This window comes from Paenibacillus sp. 7541 (genome assembly GCF_002276395.1).
Taxonomy (GTDB): Bacteria; Bacillota; Bacilli; order Paenibacillales; family Paenibacillaceae; genus Paenibacillus_AQ; species Paenibacillus_AQ campinasensis.
Map to the genome: position 1 here is coordinate 37,351 of NZ_NQLZ01000039.1, position 16,153 is coordinate 53,503.

22 protein-coding genes are annotated in these 16,153 nt (G+C 48.9%); all 22 read left to right on the plus strand.

The window, feature by feature from the left end; all coding sequences use genetic code 11:
- Window positions 1-56 precede the first annotated feature (56 nt).
- Complete coding sequence (rpoC, locus tag CHH75_RS21190) at window positions 57-3,671, plus strand: DNA-directed RNA polymerase subunit beta' (protein ID WP_095267531.1); 3,615 nt, start codon at window positions 57-59, stop codon at window positions 3,669-3,671.
- Window positions 3,672-3,846: 175 nt separating this feature from the next.
- Complete coding sequence (locus CHH75_RS21195) at window positions 3,847-4,098, plus strand: ribosomal L7Ae/L30e/S12e/Gadd45 family protein (RefSeq protein WP_095267532.1); 252 nt, start codon at window positions 3,847-3,849, stop codon at window positions 4,096-4,098.
- Between the two features lie 138 nt (window positions 4,099-4,236).
- Window positions 4,237-4,659: a 30S ribosomal protein S12 gene (rpsL, locus tag CHH75_RS21200; RefSeq protein WP_095267533.1), complete on the plus strand. Its 423-nt coding sequence runs from the start codon at window positions 4,237-4,239 to the stop codon at window positions 4,657-4,659.
- Window positions 4,660-4,710: 51 nt separating this feature from the next.
- Window positions 4,711-5,181, plus strand: coding sequence for a 30S ribosomal protein S7 (gene rpsG, locus CHH75_RS21205; RefSeq protein WP_095267534.1), 471 nt, complete (start codon window positions 4,711-4,713; stop codon window positions 5,179-5,181).
- Between the two features lie 46 nt (window positions 5,182-5,227).
- On the plus strand, window positions 5,228-7,306 hold the full coding sequence (gene fusA / locus CHH75_RS21210; protein WP_095267535.1) for an elongation factor G: 2,079 nt from the start codon (window positions 5,228-5,230) through the stop codon (window positions 7,304-7,306).
- Between the two features lie 94 nt (window positions 7,307-7,400).
- A complete protein-coding gene (gene tuf, locus CHH75_RS21215; protein WP_095267536.1) occupies window positions 7,401-8,591 on the plus strand; it encodes an elongation factor Tu in 1,191 nt (396 codons plus the stop codon).
- 401 nt (window positions 8,592-8,992) lie between these two features.
- The gene (rpsJ, locus tag CHH75_RS21220; protein ID WP_006676490.1) at window positions 8,993-9,301 is read left to right on the plus strand and encodes a 30S ribosomal protein S10; all 309 of its coding nucleotides are present in this window, start codon (window positions 8,993-8,995) and stop codon (window positions 9,299-9,301) included.
- A gap of 38 nt (window positions 9,302-9,339) precedes the next feature.
- On the plus strand, window positions 9,340-9,963 hold the full coding sequence (gene rplC, locus CHH75_RS21225) for a 50S ribosomal protein L3 (protein ID WP_095267537.1): 624 nt from the start codon (window positions 9,340-9,342) through the stop codon (window positions 9,961-9,963).
- A gap of 26 nt (window positions 9,964-9,989) precedes the next feature.
- Window positions 9,990-10,613: a 50S ribosomal protein L4 gene (rplD, locus tag CHH75_RS21230; RefSeq protein WP_095267538.1), complete on the plus strand. Its 624-nt coding sequence runs from the start codon at window positions 9,990-9,992 to the stop codon at window positions 10,611-10,613.
- Complete coding sequence (rplW, locus tag CHH75_RS21235; RefSeq protein ID WP_095267539.1) at window positions 10,613-10,906, plus strand: 50S ribosomal protein L23; 294 nt, start codon at window positions 10,613-10,615, stop codon at window positions 10,904-10,906. Before rplD ends, rplW begins: the two co-directional genes overlap by 1 nt.
- A 29-nt stretch (window positions 10,907-10,935) precedes the next feature.
- Window positions 10,936-11,766: a 50S ribosomal protein L2 gene (gene rplB / locus CHH75_RS21240; RefSeq protein ID WP_095267540.1), complete on the plus strand. Its 831-nt coding sequence runs from the start codon at window positions 10,936-10,938 to the stop codon at window positions 11,764-11,766.
- 70 nt (window positions 11,767-11,836) lie between these two features.
- Window positions 11,837-12,112 (plus strand): 30S ribosomal protein S19, encoded by a 276-nt coding sequence (gene rpsS / locus CHH75_RS21245; protein WP_095267541.1) that lies wholly within the window; start codon window positions 11,837-11,839, stop codon window positions 12,110-12,112.
- Window positions 12,113-12,147: 35 nt separating this feature from the next.
- Window positions 12,148-12,480: a 50S ribosomal protein L22 gene (gene rplV, locus CHH75_RS21250; RefSeq protein WP_095267542.1), complete on the plus strand. Its 333-nt coding sequence runs from the start codon at window positions 12,148-12,150 to the stop codon at window positions 12,478-12,480.
- 13 nt (window positions 12,481-12,493) lie between these two features.
- Entirely contained in the window at window positions 12,494-13,159 is a 666-nt protein-coding gene (gene rpsC, locus CHH75_RS21255; protein WP_007132563.1) for a 30S ribosomal protein S3, read from the plus strand.
- Between the two features lie 2 nt (window positions 13,160-13,161).
- The gene (gene rplP / locus CHH75_RS21260) at window positions 13,162-13,596 is read left to right on the plus strand and encodes a 50S ribosomal protein L16 (protein ID WP_095267543.1); all 435 of its coding nucleotides are present in this window, start codon (window positions 13,162-13,164) and stop codon (window positions 13,594-13,596) included.
- Entirely contained in the window at window positions 13,586-13,783 is a 198-nt protein-coding gene (rpmC, locus tag CHH75_RS21265; RefSeq protein WP_007132561.1) for a 50S ribosomal protein L29, read from the plus strand. The genes rplP and rpmC overlap by 11 nt, the downstream gene beginning before the upstream one ends.
- Window positions 13,784-13,828: 45 nt before the next feature.
- Complete coding sequence (rpsQ, locus tag CHH75_RS21270) at window positions 13,829-14,095, plus strand: 30S ribosomal protein S17 (RefSeq protein ID WP_007132560.1); 267 nt, start codon at window positions 13,829-13,831, stop codon at window positions 14,093-14,095.
- 35 nt (window positions 14,096-14,130) lie between these two features.
- Complete coding sequence (rplN, locus tag CHH75_RS21275) at window positions 14,131-14,499, plus strand: 50S ribosomal protein L14 (protein WP_095267544.1); 369 nt, start codon at window positions 14,131-14,133, stop codon at window positions 14,497-14,499.
- A 48-nt stretch (window positions 14,500-14,547) separates the two neighbouring features.
- Window positions 14,548-14,904, plus strand: a complete 357-nt coding sequence (gene rplX, locus CHH75_RS21280) for a 50S ribosomal protein L24 (RefSeq protein ID WP_095267545.1) — start codon at window positions 14,548-14,550, stop codon at window positions 14,902-14,904.
- A 29-nt stretch (window positions 14,905-14,933) separates the two neighbouring features.
- Window positions 14,934-15,476: a 50S ribosomal protein L5 gene (gene rplE, locus CHH75_RS21285; RefSeq protein ID WP_095267546.1), complete on the plus strand. Its 543-nt coding sequence runs from the start codon at window positions 14,934-14,936 to the stop codon at window positions 15,474-15,476.
- A gap of 47 nt (window positions 15,477-15,523) precedes the next feature.
- The gene (locus CHH75_RS21290) at window positions 15,524-15,709 is read left to right on the plus strand and encodes a type Z 30S ribosomal protein S14 (RefSeq protein WP_013312154.1); all 186 of its coding nucleotides are present in this window, start codon (window positions 15,524-15,526) and stop codon (window positions 15,707-15,709) included.
- A gap of 33 nt (window positions 15,710-15,742) precedes the next feature.
- Window positions 15,743-16,141: a 30S ribosomal protein S8 gene (gene rpsH, locus CHH75_RS21295; RefSeq protein WP_095267547.1), complete on the plus strand. Its 399-nt coding sequence runs from the start codon at window positions 15,743-15,745 to the stop codon at window positions 16,139-16,141.
- The last annotated feature ends 12 nt before the right edge of the window (window positions 16,142-16,153 follow it).

Consider the following 16,153-nt stretch of genomic DNA (forward strand, 5'->3'; position numbering starts at 1 on the left):
GCGGCGGTGTTGCGACCGTAGCACATAATTAGGACTAGGTTGAGGAGGGTTGCTCCTTGTTGGACGTTAACAATTTTGAGTATATGAAAATCGGTCTTGCTTCCCCGGAGAAGATTCGTTCTTGGTCCCGCGGCGAGGTGAAGAAGCCGGAAACGATTAACTACCGGACATTGAAGCCGGAAAAGGAAGGCTTGTTCTGTGAACGGATTTTCGGTCCTCAAAAGGACTGGGAATGTCATTGCGGTAAATATAAGCGTGTCCGTTATAAAGGCGTTGTCTGCGATCGCTGCGGCGTCGAAGTTACGCGTGCCAAAGTCCGCCGCGAGCGGATGGGACATATTGAGCTGGCCGCTCCTGTATCCCATATCTGGTACTTCAAAGGCATTCCAAGCCGGATGGGTCTGGCGCTGGATATGTCTCCAAGATCTCTTGAGGAGATCATCTATTTCGCATCTTATGTCGTAACCGATCCAGGCGATACGCCGCTGGAGAAAAAACAGCTGCTGTCCGAGAAAGAATATCGCAGCTATCGTGAGAAGTACGGTTATGGTTTCCAGGCTGGCATGGGTGCTGAGGCTGTGAAGAAGCTTCTTCAGGATCTGGATATTGAAAAAGAACTGGAATTCCTGAAAGAAGAGCTGCGTACGGCACAAGGCCAGCGCCGCAACCGCGCCATTAAGCGCCTTGAAGTCATTGAGGCGTTCCGCAATTCCGGCAACAAGCCGGAGTGGATGGTGATGGATGTACTGCCGGTGATCCCGCCTGAGCTTCGTCCGATGGTTCAGCTGGATGGCGGACGTTTTGCCACTTCTGACCTGAATGACCTGTATCGCCGTGTTATTAACCGGAACAACCGTTTGAAGCGTCTGCTGGATCTCGGAGCTCCGGACATCATCGTACAGAACGAGAAGCGTATGCTTCAGGAAGCGGTTGACGCGCTCATCGATAACGGCCGTCGCGGCCGTCCGGTTACAGGACCGGGCAACCGTCCTCTGAAATCCCTCAGCCACATGCTGAAAGGTAAGCAAGGGCGCTTCCGGCAGAACCTGCTCGGTAAACGGGTAGACTACTCCGGTCGTTCCGTTATCGTCGTAGGTCCGTACCTGAAGATGTATCAGTGCGGTCTGCCTAAGAAAATGGCGCTTGAGCTGTTCAAGCCATTTGTGATGAAAGAGCTGGTCAACAAAGGTCTGGCTCACAACATCAAGAGTGCAAAACGCAAAGTTGAACGTGTAAGCCCAGAGGTCTGGGACGTGCTTGAAGAAGTGATCAAGGAGCATCCGGTACTGCTTAACCGTGCCCCTACGCTTCACAGACTCGGTATCCAGGCGTTTGAGCCGATTCTCGTTGAAGGTCACGCGATTCGTCTTCACCCGCTCGTATGTACAGCGTACAACGCGGACTTTGACGGTGACCAAATGGCGGTTCACGTGCCGTTGTCTGCAGAGGCACAGGCGGAAGCTCGTCTCCTTATGCTGGCATCCGGCAACATTTTGAACCCGAAAGACGGCAAGCCTGTCGTTACCCCTTCCCAGGATATGGTCCTTGGTTCCTTCTATCTGACGATGGACAACAAGGAAGAGAAGGGCACCGGCATGATTCTGGGCAGCGTGAACGAGGCGGTATCCGCATATCAGCGCGGTGTTGCAGGTCTTCATGCACGTGTTGCCATCCCGGTTAAAGCGCTTGGCAAAACCAGCTTTACCGAGAAACAGCAGCAAGCGATGCTCGTAACGACGATCGGCCGGATCATCTTTAACGAGATTTTCCCGGCAAGCTTCCCGTATATTAACGAAGCTACGCGTACGAACTTGCTTCAAGGTACGCCGGAGAAGTATTTCATTTACGAAAAAGGCACCGATATTCAAGAAGTGATTCAGAATCTTCCGATCAGCGGTGCTGTCGGTAAGGAATATCTGGGTCAGATTATTGCTCGCTGCTTCGAAACGTACCATACAACCGAAACCTCCATCATTCTGGACAAAATCAAGCAGCTCGGCTTCACGTACTCGACACGTGCCGGCGTGACCGTAGCGGTCTCCGACGTTATCGTGCCGGAAGAGAAGAACGAGATTCTGAGAGAGTCCGATGAGAAGGTTAACGTCGTTACGAACCAATACCGTCGCGGTCTGATCACCAATGAAGAACGCTATGACCGCGTTATTGATATCTGGTCCAAAGCGAAGGACGACATTACGGAAGTTCTGATGAAATCGATGGACCGCTTCAACTCCATCATGCTCATGGTGGACTCCAAAGCGCGGGGTAACAAATCGCAGATCACCCAGCTGGGCGGTATGCGGGGTCTGATGGCCAACCCGTCCGGTCGAATCATCGAATTGCCAATCAAATCGAACTTCCGCGAAGGACTGACGGTACTCGAGTACTTCCTGTCCACGCACGGTGCGCGTAAAGGTCTGGCCGATACCGCGCTTCGTACCGCTGACTCCGGTTACTTGACACGTCGTCTGGTCGATGTCGCCCAGGACGTGATTGTACGCGAGGACGAGTGCAGCACGGATAAAGGCTTTACCGTAAGCCGCATCCAGGACGGCAAGGAAGTCATCGAGGATCTGTATGATCGTATCGAAGGCCGTTATTCCTTCGAAACCGTTCGTCATCCGGAAACAAAGGAAATTATCGTGAACCGCAACGAGCTGATCGATTCGGACAAAGCGGCCGAAATCGTGAAGGCTGGCGTAGAGAAAGTTCAGATTCGTTCGATTCTCAGCTGCCGCGCTCGCTATGGCGTCTGCAAAAAATGCTACGGCCGCAACCTGGCTACCGGCAAACATGTTGAAATTGGTGAAGCGGTTGGTATCATCGCCGCCCAATCCATCGGTGAACCGGGAACCCAGCTTACGATGCGTACATTCCACACAGGCGGTGTTGCCGGTGACGATATTACGCAAGGTCTTCCGCGTATCCAGGAGCTCTTCGAGGCCCGTAACCCTAAAGGTCAAGCGACCATTAGTGAGATCGACGGCGTCGTCAAAGAGATCCGCGAGACGAAAGACCGTCGTGAGATTGAAGTTCAGGGCGAAGCGGAAACGAAAGTCTACTCCGTCACATACGGCTCCCGTCTGCGCGTAAGCGAAGGACAGCATATTGAAGCCGGTGACGAGCTGACAGACGGATCCATCGATCCGAAAGAAATGCTTCGCATCAAAGGGATTCGCGGTGTGCAGAACTACATTCTGCAGGAAGTACAGCGCGTTTACCGGAACCAGGGTGTGGAAATCAACGATAAACACGTTGAAGTGATGATCCGGCAGATGCTGCGCAAAATCCGTATCGTTGATGCGGGAGATACGAACCTGCTGCCAGGCTCTTACGTGGATATCCATGAATACGAGTCAGCGAACAAGGAAGCGATTCTGTCCGGTAAAGAGCCGGCAGTTGCCAAGCCGGTGCTGCTCGGGATTACAAAAGCGTCTCTGGAAACCGACTCATTCCTGTCCGCAGCCTCCTTCCAGGAGACTACGCGCGTGCTGACCGACGCCGCCATCAAAGGTAAAGTCGACCAGCTGCTCGGTCTGAAAGAGAACGTCATTATCGGTAAGCTGATTCCTGCCGGTACCGGTATGAACCGCTACCGCAGCGTGAAATTCGAAGGTCAGGATCTTCTGAACGACGAAAATCAGGAACTGGAGCCAGCTTCCGTAGAGTAACAAGAAAGAAAGGATGGGACGGGATGTGAAAGCAGCCGTAATCCGGCGCTTTGCTCCCGTCCCAGAGTTTCTTTTTTTATCCGATTTAATAGCTTGACATCGTTTGGGGCAGATGCTAATATAGCAAAGGTGCGTGAATAGTTGCCTTGTTCCCTGATCTTTTGGAGGAATGCTTGTGTCTAATGAAAAAGGATTACAGGATGCACATGTCAAGATCGGCACCAAACAAACGATGAAGGCCGTGGAAACAGGCCAGGCCGCAGAAGTCTATGTGGCTGAAGATTGTGATCAGCGTCTGATAACCAAGATCGTATCCCTGTGCAGCAAGCATCAAGTGCATATCAATTATGTGCCTACGATGAAGGGGCTTGGGGAAGCGTGCGGTATAGAAGTCGGCGCAGCCATGGTCGCAGTCTTAAAATCATGAGTAGGAAACTGTTTTTGTTGGAGGAGCGTACTTCTCTCGGCAAAAACTTTTCATTTGTTCTTTTATGAACCGCCTGGGTCTGTGGACTTAAAACTTGGTTTGTAACAGGATGATAATTACGGGAAGGGGGTGGCTAGAATGCCAACAATTAACCAACTGGTTCGCAAAGGCCGTCAAGCAAAAGTGTACAAGTCGAAATCTCCAGCTCTTCAAAAAGGATTCAACGCTTTGAAACGTGAGGAGACGAACTTGAGCGCTCCGCAAAAACGCGGTGTTTGCACTCGTGTAGGTACAATGACGCCGAAGAAACCGAACTCCGCACTTCGTAAATATGCCCGTGTTCGCTTGACGAACCGCATTGAGGTGACGGCATACATTCCGGGTATCGGTCATAACTTGCAGGAGCACAGCGTTGTATTGGTTCGCGGCGGACGGGTAAAAGACCTTCCGGGTGTACGTTACCACATCGTTCGCGGTGCGCTTGATACCGCTGGTGTTAACAACCGGATGCAAGCTCGTTCCAAATACGGTACGAAGCGTCCGAAAGCAAAAAGCAACTAATGCTCATGTGACAACAATAGCATGACCATGATTGAAGAAAGGGGGATATCCATGCCACGCAAAGGTCCAGTTACAAAAAGAGACGTGCTGCCGGATCCGGTGTACAACAGCAAGCTGGTTACTCGTCTGATCAACCGTATCATGTTGGATGGTAAAAGAGGTGTTGCTCAAAGCATCCTTTACAATGCATTCAACATCATCAAGGAACGTACAGGCAATGATCCGATGGAAGTATTCGAAGCTGCTATCAAGAACATCATGCCAGTACTGGAAGTTAAAGCTCGTCGTGTCGGCGGTGCAAACTACCAGGTTCCGATCGAAGTTAAACCAGAGAGACGTACATCCCTTGGATTACGTTGGCTCGTAAACTACTCTCGCACACGCGGTGAGAAAACAATGGAAGAACGTTTGGCAGCAGAGATTATCGATGCTTCCAACAACACAGGCGCTTCCGTTAAGAAGCGTGAAGACACGCACAAAATGGCTGAAGCAAACAAAGCGTTTGCTCACTACCGCTGGTAGGATTAACAGTCACATTAAACTTCAATTTTGAAGGGAGACTATTCGCATGGCAAGAGAGTTCTCCTTGAAAAATACACGTAACATCGGGATCATGGCGCATATTGACGCTGGTAAGACGACCACCACAGAGCGGATCTTGTTCTATACCGGTCGTACGCACAAAATCGGGGAAGTTCACGAGGGTGCTGCTACGATGGACTGGATGGAGCAAGAGCAGGAGCGCGGAATCACAATTACGTCCGCTGCTACAACCGCTCAGTGGAAAGGTCATCGCGTTAATATTATCGACACCCCGGGGCACGTTGACTTCACAGTAGAAGTTGAACGTTCCCTTCGTGTATTGGATGGGGCAGTAGGTGTATTCAGTGCGAAAGAGGGCGTTGAACCTCAGTCGGAAACCGTATGGAGACAAGCAGACCGTTACGGTGTACCGCGGATCGCATATGTGAACAAAATGGATATTATCGGCGCTGACTTCTTGAATGTTGTAAAAGACATGAGAGATCGTCTGCAAGCGAATGCGGTAGCGATTCAGCTTCCGATCGGTGCAGAAGCTGACTTCATCGGCATCATCGATCTTGTCGAGGAAAAAGCTTATATGTATAAGGATGACCTCGGCCAGAACATCGAAGAAGCTGAGATTCCAGCCGAATACAAAGATCAAGTTGAAGAGCTTCGCAACGAGCTTATCGAGAAGGTAGCTGAGCTGGACGAAGATCTGACCATGAAATACCTTGAAGGTGAAGAAATCACGGTTGAGGAGCTGAAAGCTGCTCTGCGCAAAGGTGTAGTAGAGGTTAAAATCTTCCCTGTAATCTGCGGATCTTCTTATCGTAACAAAGGTGTTCAGCTGATGCTTGACGCTGTTATCGACTATCTGCCGGCTCCAGTTGACGTACCGGACATCAAGGGTACCCTTGAAGACGGAACGGAAGTAAGCCGCAAATCTGCCGATGAAGAGCCATTTGCTGCTCTGGCGTTCAAAATCATGACGGACCCTTATGTTGGTAAGCTGACGTTCTTCCGTGTGTATTCCGGTATTCTGCAATCCGGCTCTTACGTACTGAATGCAACGAAAGGCAAGCGCGAGCGTATCGGTCGTATCCTTCAGATGCATGCGAACAGCCGTCAAGAAATCAACCAGGTTTATGCTGGTGATATCGCGGCAGCTGTAGGTTTGAAAGATACCGGTACAGGTGATACACTGTGTGATGAGAAGCATCCAGTTATTCTGGAGTCCATGAACTTCCCGGATCCGGTTATCGAAATCGCAGTTGAGCCTAAAACAAAAGCCGACCAGGATAAAATGGGTGTGGCCCTCGGTAAGTTGACAGAAGAGGATCCAACGCTTCGCGCTCATACGGATGAGGAAACCGGCCAAACGATTCTGGCAGGTATGGGTGAGCTTCACCTTGATATCATCATCGACCGTATGCGTCGTGAGTTCAAGGTTGAGACCAACGTTGGTAAGCCTCAGGTTGCTTATCGCGAAACCTTCCGCAAGCCAGGGCGTGTTGAAGGTAAATTCGTCCGTCAGTCCGGTGGTCGTGGTCAATACGGTCACGTATGGGTTGAGTTCGAACCTCTCGAAGCGGGTAGCGGCAACCAGTTCGACAGCAAGATCGTCGGCGGTGCTGTACCTAGAGAATATATTGGACCAGCACAACAAGGTATTGAAGAGCAGATGAAGAACGGTGTACTTGCCGGCTTCCCGCTTGTAGACGTTAAAGCTACAATCGTTGACGGTTCTTACCATGATGTTGACTCCAATGAAATGGCGTTCAAAATCGCCGGTTCTATGGCTTTGAAAGCGGCGAAGGATGTATGTAGTCCTGTCCTGCTTGAGCCAATCATGAAAGTAGAAGTTACCGTGCCTGAGGAATACATGGGCGACGTAATGGGTATGCTGAACTCCCGCCGTGGACGTATCGAAGGTATGGACTCCCGTGGCGGTACGCAAATTATCCGTGCGAAAGTGCCTCTCTCCGAAATGTTCGGTTACTCTACAACTCTTCGTTCCGGTACACAAGGCCGCGGCGTATTCTCGATGGAACTCTCCCATTACGAAGAAGTTCCTAAGAATATCTCCGATGAAATTGTGACCAAGTTCAAAGGCGCAGAGTAATAAGTTTCACCTGCTGGATTAGGAGACGGGATGATCGTCCCGTTCATTCCGTTCCAGCCTAACATATATATCCCCTTAAGGAGGAATTGTTCAAATGGCAAAGGCTAAATACGAACGTACGAAACCCCATGTTAACATCGGTACTATCGGTCACGTTGACCATGGTAAAACAACTTTGACTGCTGCAATCACTACTGTATTGTCCAAAAGATACGGCGGTGCTGCTGTAGCATTCGACCAAATCGACAAAGCTCCTGAAGAGCGCGAGCGCGGTATCACAATCTCCACAGCTCACGTTGAATACGAAACTGATACTCGTCACTATGCACACGTTGACTGCCCAGGTCACGCTGACTATGTTAAAAACATGATCACTGGTGCTGCTCAAATGGACGGCGCAATCCTGGTTGTATCCGCAGCTGACGGCCCAATGCCGCAAACTCGCGAACACATCCTGCTGTCCCGTCAGGTAGGCGTTCCTTACATCGTTGTATTCCTGAACAAATGCGACATGGTAGAAGACGAAGAGCTTCTGGAACTGGTTGAAATGGAAGTTCGTGACCTGCTGAGCGAATATGACTTCCCAGGCGACGACACTCCAATCACTCGTGGTTCCGCTCGTGAAGCGCTGCAAAACCCAGATGGTCCTTGGGCTGACAAAATCGTTGAAATGTTCAAAACCATCGACGAGTACATCCCACTGCCAGAGCGCGACACTGAGAAGCCTTTCTTGATGCCTGTTGAGGACGTATTCTCCATCACAGGTCGTGGTACTGTTGCTACTGGTCGTGTAGAGCGCGGTACGATCAAAGTTGGTGACGAGATTGAAATCGTGGGTATCGCTGAAGAGACTCGCAAATCCGTTGTTACGGGCGTTGAGATGTTCCGTAAATTGCTGGATTCCGCACAAGCTGGTGACAACATCGGCGCATTGCTTCGCGGTGTTGAGCGTACTCAAATCGAGCGCGGTCAAGTACTTGCTAAGCCTGCATCCGTTAAACCACACACGGAGTTCACTGCTCAAGTATACGTACTGAGCAAAGAAGAGGGTGGACGTCATAAGCCTTTCTTCACTGGCTACCGTCCACAGTTCTACTTCCGTACTACGGACGTAACTGGCGTAATCAACCTGCCAGAAGGAACTGACATGGTAATGCCTGGTGACAACATCACCGTTACCGTTCAACTGATCGCTCCAATCGCGATCGAAGAAGGTACGAAGTTCTCCATCCGTGAAGGCGGCCGTACTGTAGGTGCTGGTTCCGTTGCTTCCATCATTAAGTAATTAACGCTTATTCCATAAGCGATCGATATGCAACAGTGTACTGTAACGAGCAACAATGTGATGTAACGATAAGAGAGTCCGGCCCTCAAGGCCGGGCTCTTTTTCTGTGACAACTTCCTTCTATATATATGATAGAATTTGCGAAGCAATTCCTGTCCCGTGTTTAAGACGGGGGGCGGAGATCTATACTGATAACAGCCAATACATGGCTTTTCATGAATTATGATTTAATGCTTGCAATACGCCTATCTTTTCTATATAATAGTGAATGTTGTTCTGCGACGTTGCGATGATGTGAGAGGTTACCGACACACCCGGCCCCTTTGCCATGAGGAGGGTGATCGGAAAATTTTCACGGAGTATGTCCGATACCAAATTGGGCGATAGAAGGAGGGAATAAAATGGCAAAGCAAAAAATTCGTATTCGCTTGAAAGCATACGACCACAGAATTCTTGATCAATCCGCTGAGAAAATCGTTGAGACAGCTAAACGTTCGGGTGCTGGTGTTTCCGGTCCGATCCCGCTTCCAACTGAGAAACAAGTAATTACCATTCTCCGTGCGGTGCACAAGTATAAGGATTCTCGGGAACAGTTCGAGATGCGTACTCATAAACGCTTGATCGATATCGTGAACCCGACTCCACAAACTGTGGATGCCTTGATGCGCTTGGACCTGCCGTCCGGTGTAGATATCGAAATCAAACTGTAATTGCATAATGAATTAGTGAAGAGAAAAGAGGTGTCAACATGAAAGGTATCTTAGGTAGAAAACTCGGAATGACTCAAGTGTTTACTCCAGAAGGTAATGTAATCCCTGTAACGGTTATCGAAGCAGGTCCTTGTGTTGTTCTGCAGAAAAAAGATCTTGAGAACGATGGATACGAAGCGATCCAGGTTGGTTTCGCTGATAAGAAAGAGCAACGTGCCAACAAACCAGAAGCAGGACATGCGAAAAAAGCAAATACTGCACCTAAGCGCTACGTTCGCGAAATTCGCGGTGTTGACCTCGCGAGTGTCGAGGTCGGCCAGGAGCTGAAGGCAGATGTCTTCTCCGAAGGCGAATTTGTTGACGTAACCGGTATTTCCAAGGGTAAAGGTTTCCAAGGTGTTATCAAGCGTTGGGGACAAAGCCGCGGACCAATGTCTCACGGTTCCCGTTATCATCGCAGACCAGGTTCCATGGGTTCGATCCAGGCTAACCGTGTTCCTAAAGGAAAACGCCTGCCAGGTCACATGGGCCACGAAACAGTTACCATCCAAAAGCTTGAAGTTATCAAGGTAGACGCTGAGCGTAACGTTATCCTTGTTAAAGGTTCCGTTCCAGGACCGAAAAAAGGCTTTGTGCAAATTAAAGAAACGGTGAAGAAATAATCACCTAAAGAAAGGAGGAGCAAACAATGCCTAAAGTAGCACTTTATAATGTCAGCGGTAGCCAAGTTGGCGAAGTAGAACTGAATGAAGCGGTATTCGGGATTGAGCCGAACGTGCATGTTATGCACAGTGCAGTATTGCTGCAGCGCGCTTCCCTTCGTCGCGGTACGCATAAAGTAAAAGGACGTTCTGAAGTACGCGGCGGCGGTCGTAAGCCTTGGAAACAAAAAGGCACAGGACGCGCTCGTCAAGGATCGATCCGTGCACCACAATGGAAAGGCGGCGGTACCGTATTCGGACCAACTCCGCGCAGCTATTCCTTCAAACTTCCTAAGAAAGTTCGTCGTCTGGCGATCAAATCCGCTTTGTCTTCTAAAGTGAACGACAATGCAATTATCGTACTGGATCAATTGACGCTGAATGCGCCAAAAACAAAAGAGTTTGCAAGCATCCTGAGCAACCTTAAAGTAGGACGTAAAGCTCTGATCGTTGCTCCTAGCTACGATGACAACGTTGCCCTTTCCGCTCGTAACATTCCGGGAGTGAAGTTTGTAGCGGCTGATGGCATTAATGTTCTTGACGTACTGTCGTACGATCAACTGATCATTACGAAAGAAGCAGTTCAGAAGGTAGAGGAGGTGCTCGCGTAATGAAGGACCCACGCGATATTATCAAGCGCCCGGTGATCACGGAACGTACGGCTGACTACATGGCAGATCTGAAATATGCTTTTGAAGTTGATATTCGTGCGAACAAAACCGAGATCAAACAAGCTGTTGAATCCATTTTCAAAGTGAAAGTTTCGAATGTGAATACGATGCGTGTTCCGGCGAAGCCGAAACGCTATGGCCGTTATTCCGGTTACACTTCCGAATGGAAGAAAGCGATCGTAACGCTTACTCCGGACAGCAAGCCGCTCGAATTCTTTGAATCTGCAGAATAACAATTTCTTGAGTAAGGAGGGAAAACACAGTGCCTATTAAAAAGTATAAACCGACATCCCCGGCTCGCCGTAACATGTCCGTGTCGACTTTCGAAGAGATCACCACGAACAAGCCGGAGAAATCGCTTTTGGCGCCGCTGAGCAAAACAGCTGGCCGCAATAACCAAGGTAAAATTACGGTTCGTCATCATGGCGGCGGACATAAACGTAAATACCGGATCATCGACTTCAAACGTAACAAAGACGGCATTCCAGGTCGCGTTGCTACGATTGAGTACGATCCAAACCGTACTTCCAATATCGCTCTGATTCACTACGCAGACGGAGAGAAGCGCTACATCATCGCTCCTAAAGGTCTGAAAGTAGGAGATCAAGTTGTTTCCGGCGTAGGTGCCGACATCAAAATCGGTAACGCACTGCCGCTTGAGAACATTCCGGTGGGTACTGTTATCCACAATATCGAATTGAAGCCAGGCAAAGGCGGACAATTGGTTCGCGCTGCTGGTACAGAAGCACAGCTTCTCGGTAAAGAAGATAAATACGTAACGATTCGTTTGTCTTCCGGTGAAGTTCGTCACATCCTGAAAACTTGCCGTGCAACCATCGGTTCTGTGGGTAACCAAGACCATGAGTTGATCAAAATCGGTAAAGCAGGCCGCAGCCGCTGGCTCGGACAGCGTCCTGAAGTGCGCGGGGTTGTTATGAACCCTAACGATCACCCTCACGGTGGTGGTGAAGGCCGCGCTCCAATCGGACGTAAGTCTCCTATGTCTCCTTGGGGTAAACCAACCCTTGGTTACAAAACCCGTAAAAAAGGCAAAGCTTCTGACAAATATATCGTTCGCCGCCGCACGAAGTAATGCGCTCACTCGCATAGCTTCGTGAAGTGCCGAAGGTAACGAGATCATTTGGTGAAGGGAGGATTTCTATATGAGCCGCAGTTTGAAAAAAGGACCTTTCGTCGACGGATACCTGCTTAAAAAAGTAGAGGAAATGAACAGCTCGAACAAAAAGGCTGTGATCAAAACTTGGTCCCGCCGTTCCACTATTTTCCCGCAATTTATCGGTCACACGTTCGGTGTATATGACGGCCGCAAGCATGTGCCTGTATATGTAACAGAGGACATGGTAGGACACAAGTTGGGTGAGTTTGCTCCAACTCGTACTTACAAAGGTCACGAAGACGATAAGAAAACGAGAAGATAATTAACGAAGCTCTTTGTTTGAGAGGAGGTTAAACAATGGAAGCAAAAGCACATGCAAGATCGATTCGGATTGCTCCTCGTAAAGCTCAACTCGTAGTTGACTTGATCCGCGGCAAGCAAGTCGGCGAAGCGATCGCAATTCTTCGTCACACTCCAAAGGCTGCATCTCCAATCGTGGAGAAGTTGCTGAACTCGGCTGTTGCGAATGCTGAGCACAACTACTCTTTGGATGTTAATAAATTGGTTGTAACCCAAGCTTATGTTAACCAAGGTCCGACCATGAAACGTTTCCGCCCACGTGCGATGGGACGTGCAAGCCGGATTAACAAACGCACCAGCCATATTACTTTGGTGGTAGCTGAAAAATAAGGAGGGAAAACGTGTGGGCCAAAAGGTAAATCCAGTAGGACTCCGTATCGGTATTATCCGTGATTGGGAATCCAAATGGTATGCAGGCAAAGATTTCGGTGATCTTTTGCTGGAAGACGTGAAAATCCGTGAATACCTGAAAAATAAATTGAAAGACTCCGCTGTATCCCGTATTGAAATCGAGAGAGCGGCAAACCGTGTGAACGTGACGATCCACACTGCGAAACCAGGCATGGTTATCGGTAAAGGTGGTTCCGAGGTAGAAGTGCTGCGCGGACAAGTGACTAAAATCGCTGGCGGCAAAAAAGTTCACATCAACATTTCTGAAATTAAAAACCCTGAACTGGACGCAATTCTTGTTGCTGAAAGCATTGCACAACAGCTGGAACGTCGTGTATCTTTCCGTCGTGCACTGAAACAAGCAATTCAAAGAACGATGCGTGCAGGAGCGAAGGGGATCAAAACATCGGTCAGCGGACGTCTTGGCGGAGCCGAGATTGCTCGTACGGAAGGCTACAGTGAAGGAACTGTTCCACTTCATACGCTTCGTGCAGACATCGACTATGGTACAGCAGAAGCGCATACGACTTACGGCCGTATCGGCGTGAAAGTATGGATCTATCGTGGAGAGGTTCTTCCTACGGCTAAGAAACAAGCTGCTCAGGAAGGAGGCAACTAATCATGTTGGTACCAAAGCGCGTAAAACACCGCAAGCAACAACGCGGTAATATGAGAGGTAGAGCTAAAGGCGGTACTGAAGTACTCTTCGGTGAATTCGGTCTGCAAGCTACGGAACCAGGTTGGATCACCAACCGTCAGATCGAAGCTGCCCGTATTGCTATGACTCGTTACATCCGCCGGGGTGGTAAAGTATGGATCAAAATCTTCCCGGATAAGCCGATCACTCAGAAGCCTCTCGAGGTTCGTATGGGTAGCGGTAAAGGTAACGTTGAGAAATGGGTTGCTGTTGTTAAACCAGGCAAAGTCATGTTTGAACTTGGAGGCGTGTCCGAGGAAATCGCCCGCGAAGCGATGCGTCTCGCCGCTCACAAGCTGCCTGTGAAAACGAAGTTTGTGAAACGAGAAGAAGTGGGTGGTGAAGCAAATGAAAGCTAATGAACTGCGCAACTTAACCACTGCAGAAATCGAGCAAAAAATCGCCGGATTTAAAGAGGAACTCTTTAACCTCCGTTTTCAATTGGCTACAGGCCAGCTTGACAATCCAACTCGGATTCGTGACGTTCGCAAAGAAATAGCTCGTGCTAAAACCGTTATCCGTGAAAGAGAACTTGGGATTAGTTAATGAAACGGACATGTGAGTGTCTGGATTCAGGAAGGAGGCTAACAAATGAGCGAAGAACGCAATGCTCGTAAAGTGCAAATCGGTAAAGTCGTCAGTGACAAAATGGATAAAACCATCGTTGTAGCTGTTGAGACGTATAAGAAGCATGACTTGTACCACAAGCGCATTAAATACACGAAGAAATTTAAAGCGCATGATGAGAACAATGAAGCTCAAATCGGAGATACCGTTAAAATCATGGAAACTCGCCCTCTCTCCAAAGACAAGCGCTGGAGACTGGTTGAAGTGGTCGAAAAAGCGGTTATCATCTAACTTGTAATCAGTTTGTCCGAAAGGAGGAAATTGAAATGATTCAACCATTTACACGTTTGGCTGTGGCCGACAACTCTGGTGCGAAGGAACTGATGTGTATCCGCGTATTGGGTGGAACGGGTCGCCGTACAGCTCAAATCGGTGATCTGATCGTATGCTCCGTCAAACAAGCAACACCAGGAGGCGTTGTCAAAAAGGGTGACGTTGTTAGAGCGGTTGTTGTTCGTACGAAACGTTCTGTGCGTCGTAAGGACGGATCCTACATCTCTTTTGACGAGAATGCAGCGGTTGTAGTGAAAGAAGACAGAAGCCCACGCGGAACTCGTATTTTCGGACCAGTTGCTCGCGAACTTCGCGAAAGAGACTACATGAAAATCGTTTCCTTGGCTCCGGAAGTTATCTAATAGCACGGACAAGTAAGAAGAACTGGCTAGTCATAGGAGGTGTAACGAATGGCTAATGTGAAAAAAGTTCTGGAATCCCATAACAATAAACTGCACGTGAAGAAGGACGACACAGTTATTGTTATCAGCGGTAAGGACAAAGGCAAGAAAGGCCGTGTCATTGCTGCGTACCCTCGGGAGAACCGCGTTCTGGTTGAAGGTGTGAACATGATCAAGAAGCACCAAAAGCCGAACCAAGCGAACCCTCAAGGCGGGATTATTGAAAAAGAGGCTCCGATCCATGTCTCGAACGTCATGCACGTTGATCCGAAGAGCGGAAAAGTAACCCGTATCGGTTACAAGGTACTCGACAACGGCAAGAAAGTTCGCGTCGCGAAAAGATCCGGAGAAGTTCTTGATAAATAAGACTTGTTAAGAAAGGAGGTCCTTGAATCATGGCAGCAAGAATGAAAGAACGTTTTCTGAACGAAGTAACTCCTGCGCTGATGCAGAAGTTTAACTATAAAACAGTAATGCAAGTACCAAAAATCGAGAAGGTTGTCATCAACATGGGTGTAGGTGACGCTGTAGCGAACTCGAAGGTGCTTGATTCCGCTGTAAACGACATGCAGCTGATCGCTGGTCAAAAGCCGGTTATCACTCGTGCGAAAAAATCCATCGCAGGCTTCAAACTGCGTGAGAACATGCCAATCGGGGTAAAAGTAACCCTGCGCGGTGAGCGCATGTACTACTTCCTCGACAAGCTGTTCAACGTTACGCTTCCGCGTGTACGTGACTTCCAAGGTGTATCCACCAAGGCGTTTGACGGACGTGGAAACTATACGCTCGGCTTGAAAGAACAACTCATTTTCCCTGAAATTGAGTATGACAAAGTGGATAAAGTTCGCGGTATGGACATCGTTATCGTAACGACAGCAAAAACCGACGAAGAATCCCGTGAACTGCTTGCTCAACTGGGCATGCCTTTTGCGAAATAAGACGGTTGTCCCTTTTCTCCGAAACTATTTAGGAGGTGTCAGGCTAAGTGGCAAAAACTTCGATGAAAGTTAAACAACAACGCACACCTAAGTTCAAAGTACGGGCTTATACTCGTTGTGAGCGTTGTGGTCGTCCACATTCGGTACTGCAGAAGTTTAAGATTTGCAGAATTTGTTTCCGTGAATTAGCTTATAAAGGCCAGATTCCTGGCGTGAAAAAAGCAAGCTGGTAAGAAGTTTATAACCGGGAAGGAGGTTTATCCTACATGACTATGTCCGATCCAATTGCAGATATGCTAACTCGTATTCGTAACGCGAACACGGTTCGCCACGAAACGGTAGAAATGCCTGCTTCGACGATTAAGAAACAAATCGCTGAAATTTTGAAGCGTGAAGGTTTCATCCGTGATGCGGAGTTTGTGGAAGATAACAAACAAGGGATCATCCGTGTATTCCTTAAGTACGGCGCAAACAACGAACGTGTCATCACAGGTCTGAAAAGAATCAGTAAACCAGGTCTTCGCGTTTACACGAAGAGCAATGAAGTTCCTCGTGTTCTCGGTGGACTGGGTATCGCGATCATCTCCACATCCAAGGGAGTTATGACCGACAAAGAAGCTCGTCAAGCCAAAGCTGGCGGAGAAGTTCTCTGCTACGTATGGTAATCAACGTCACAA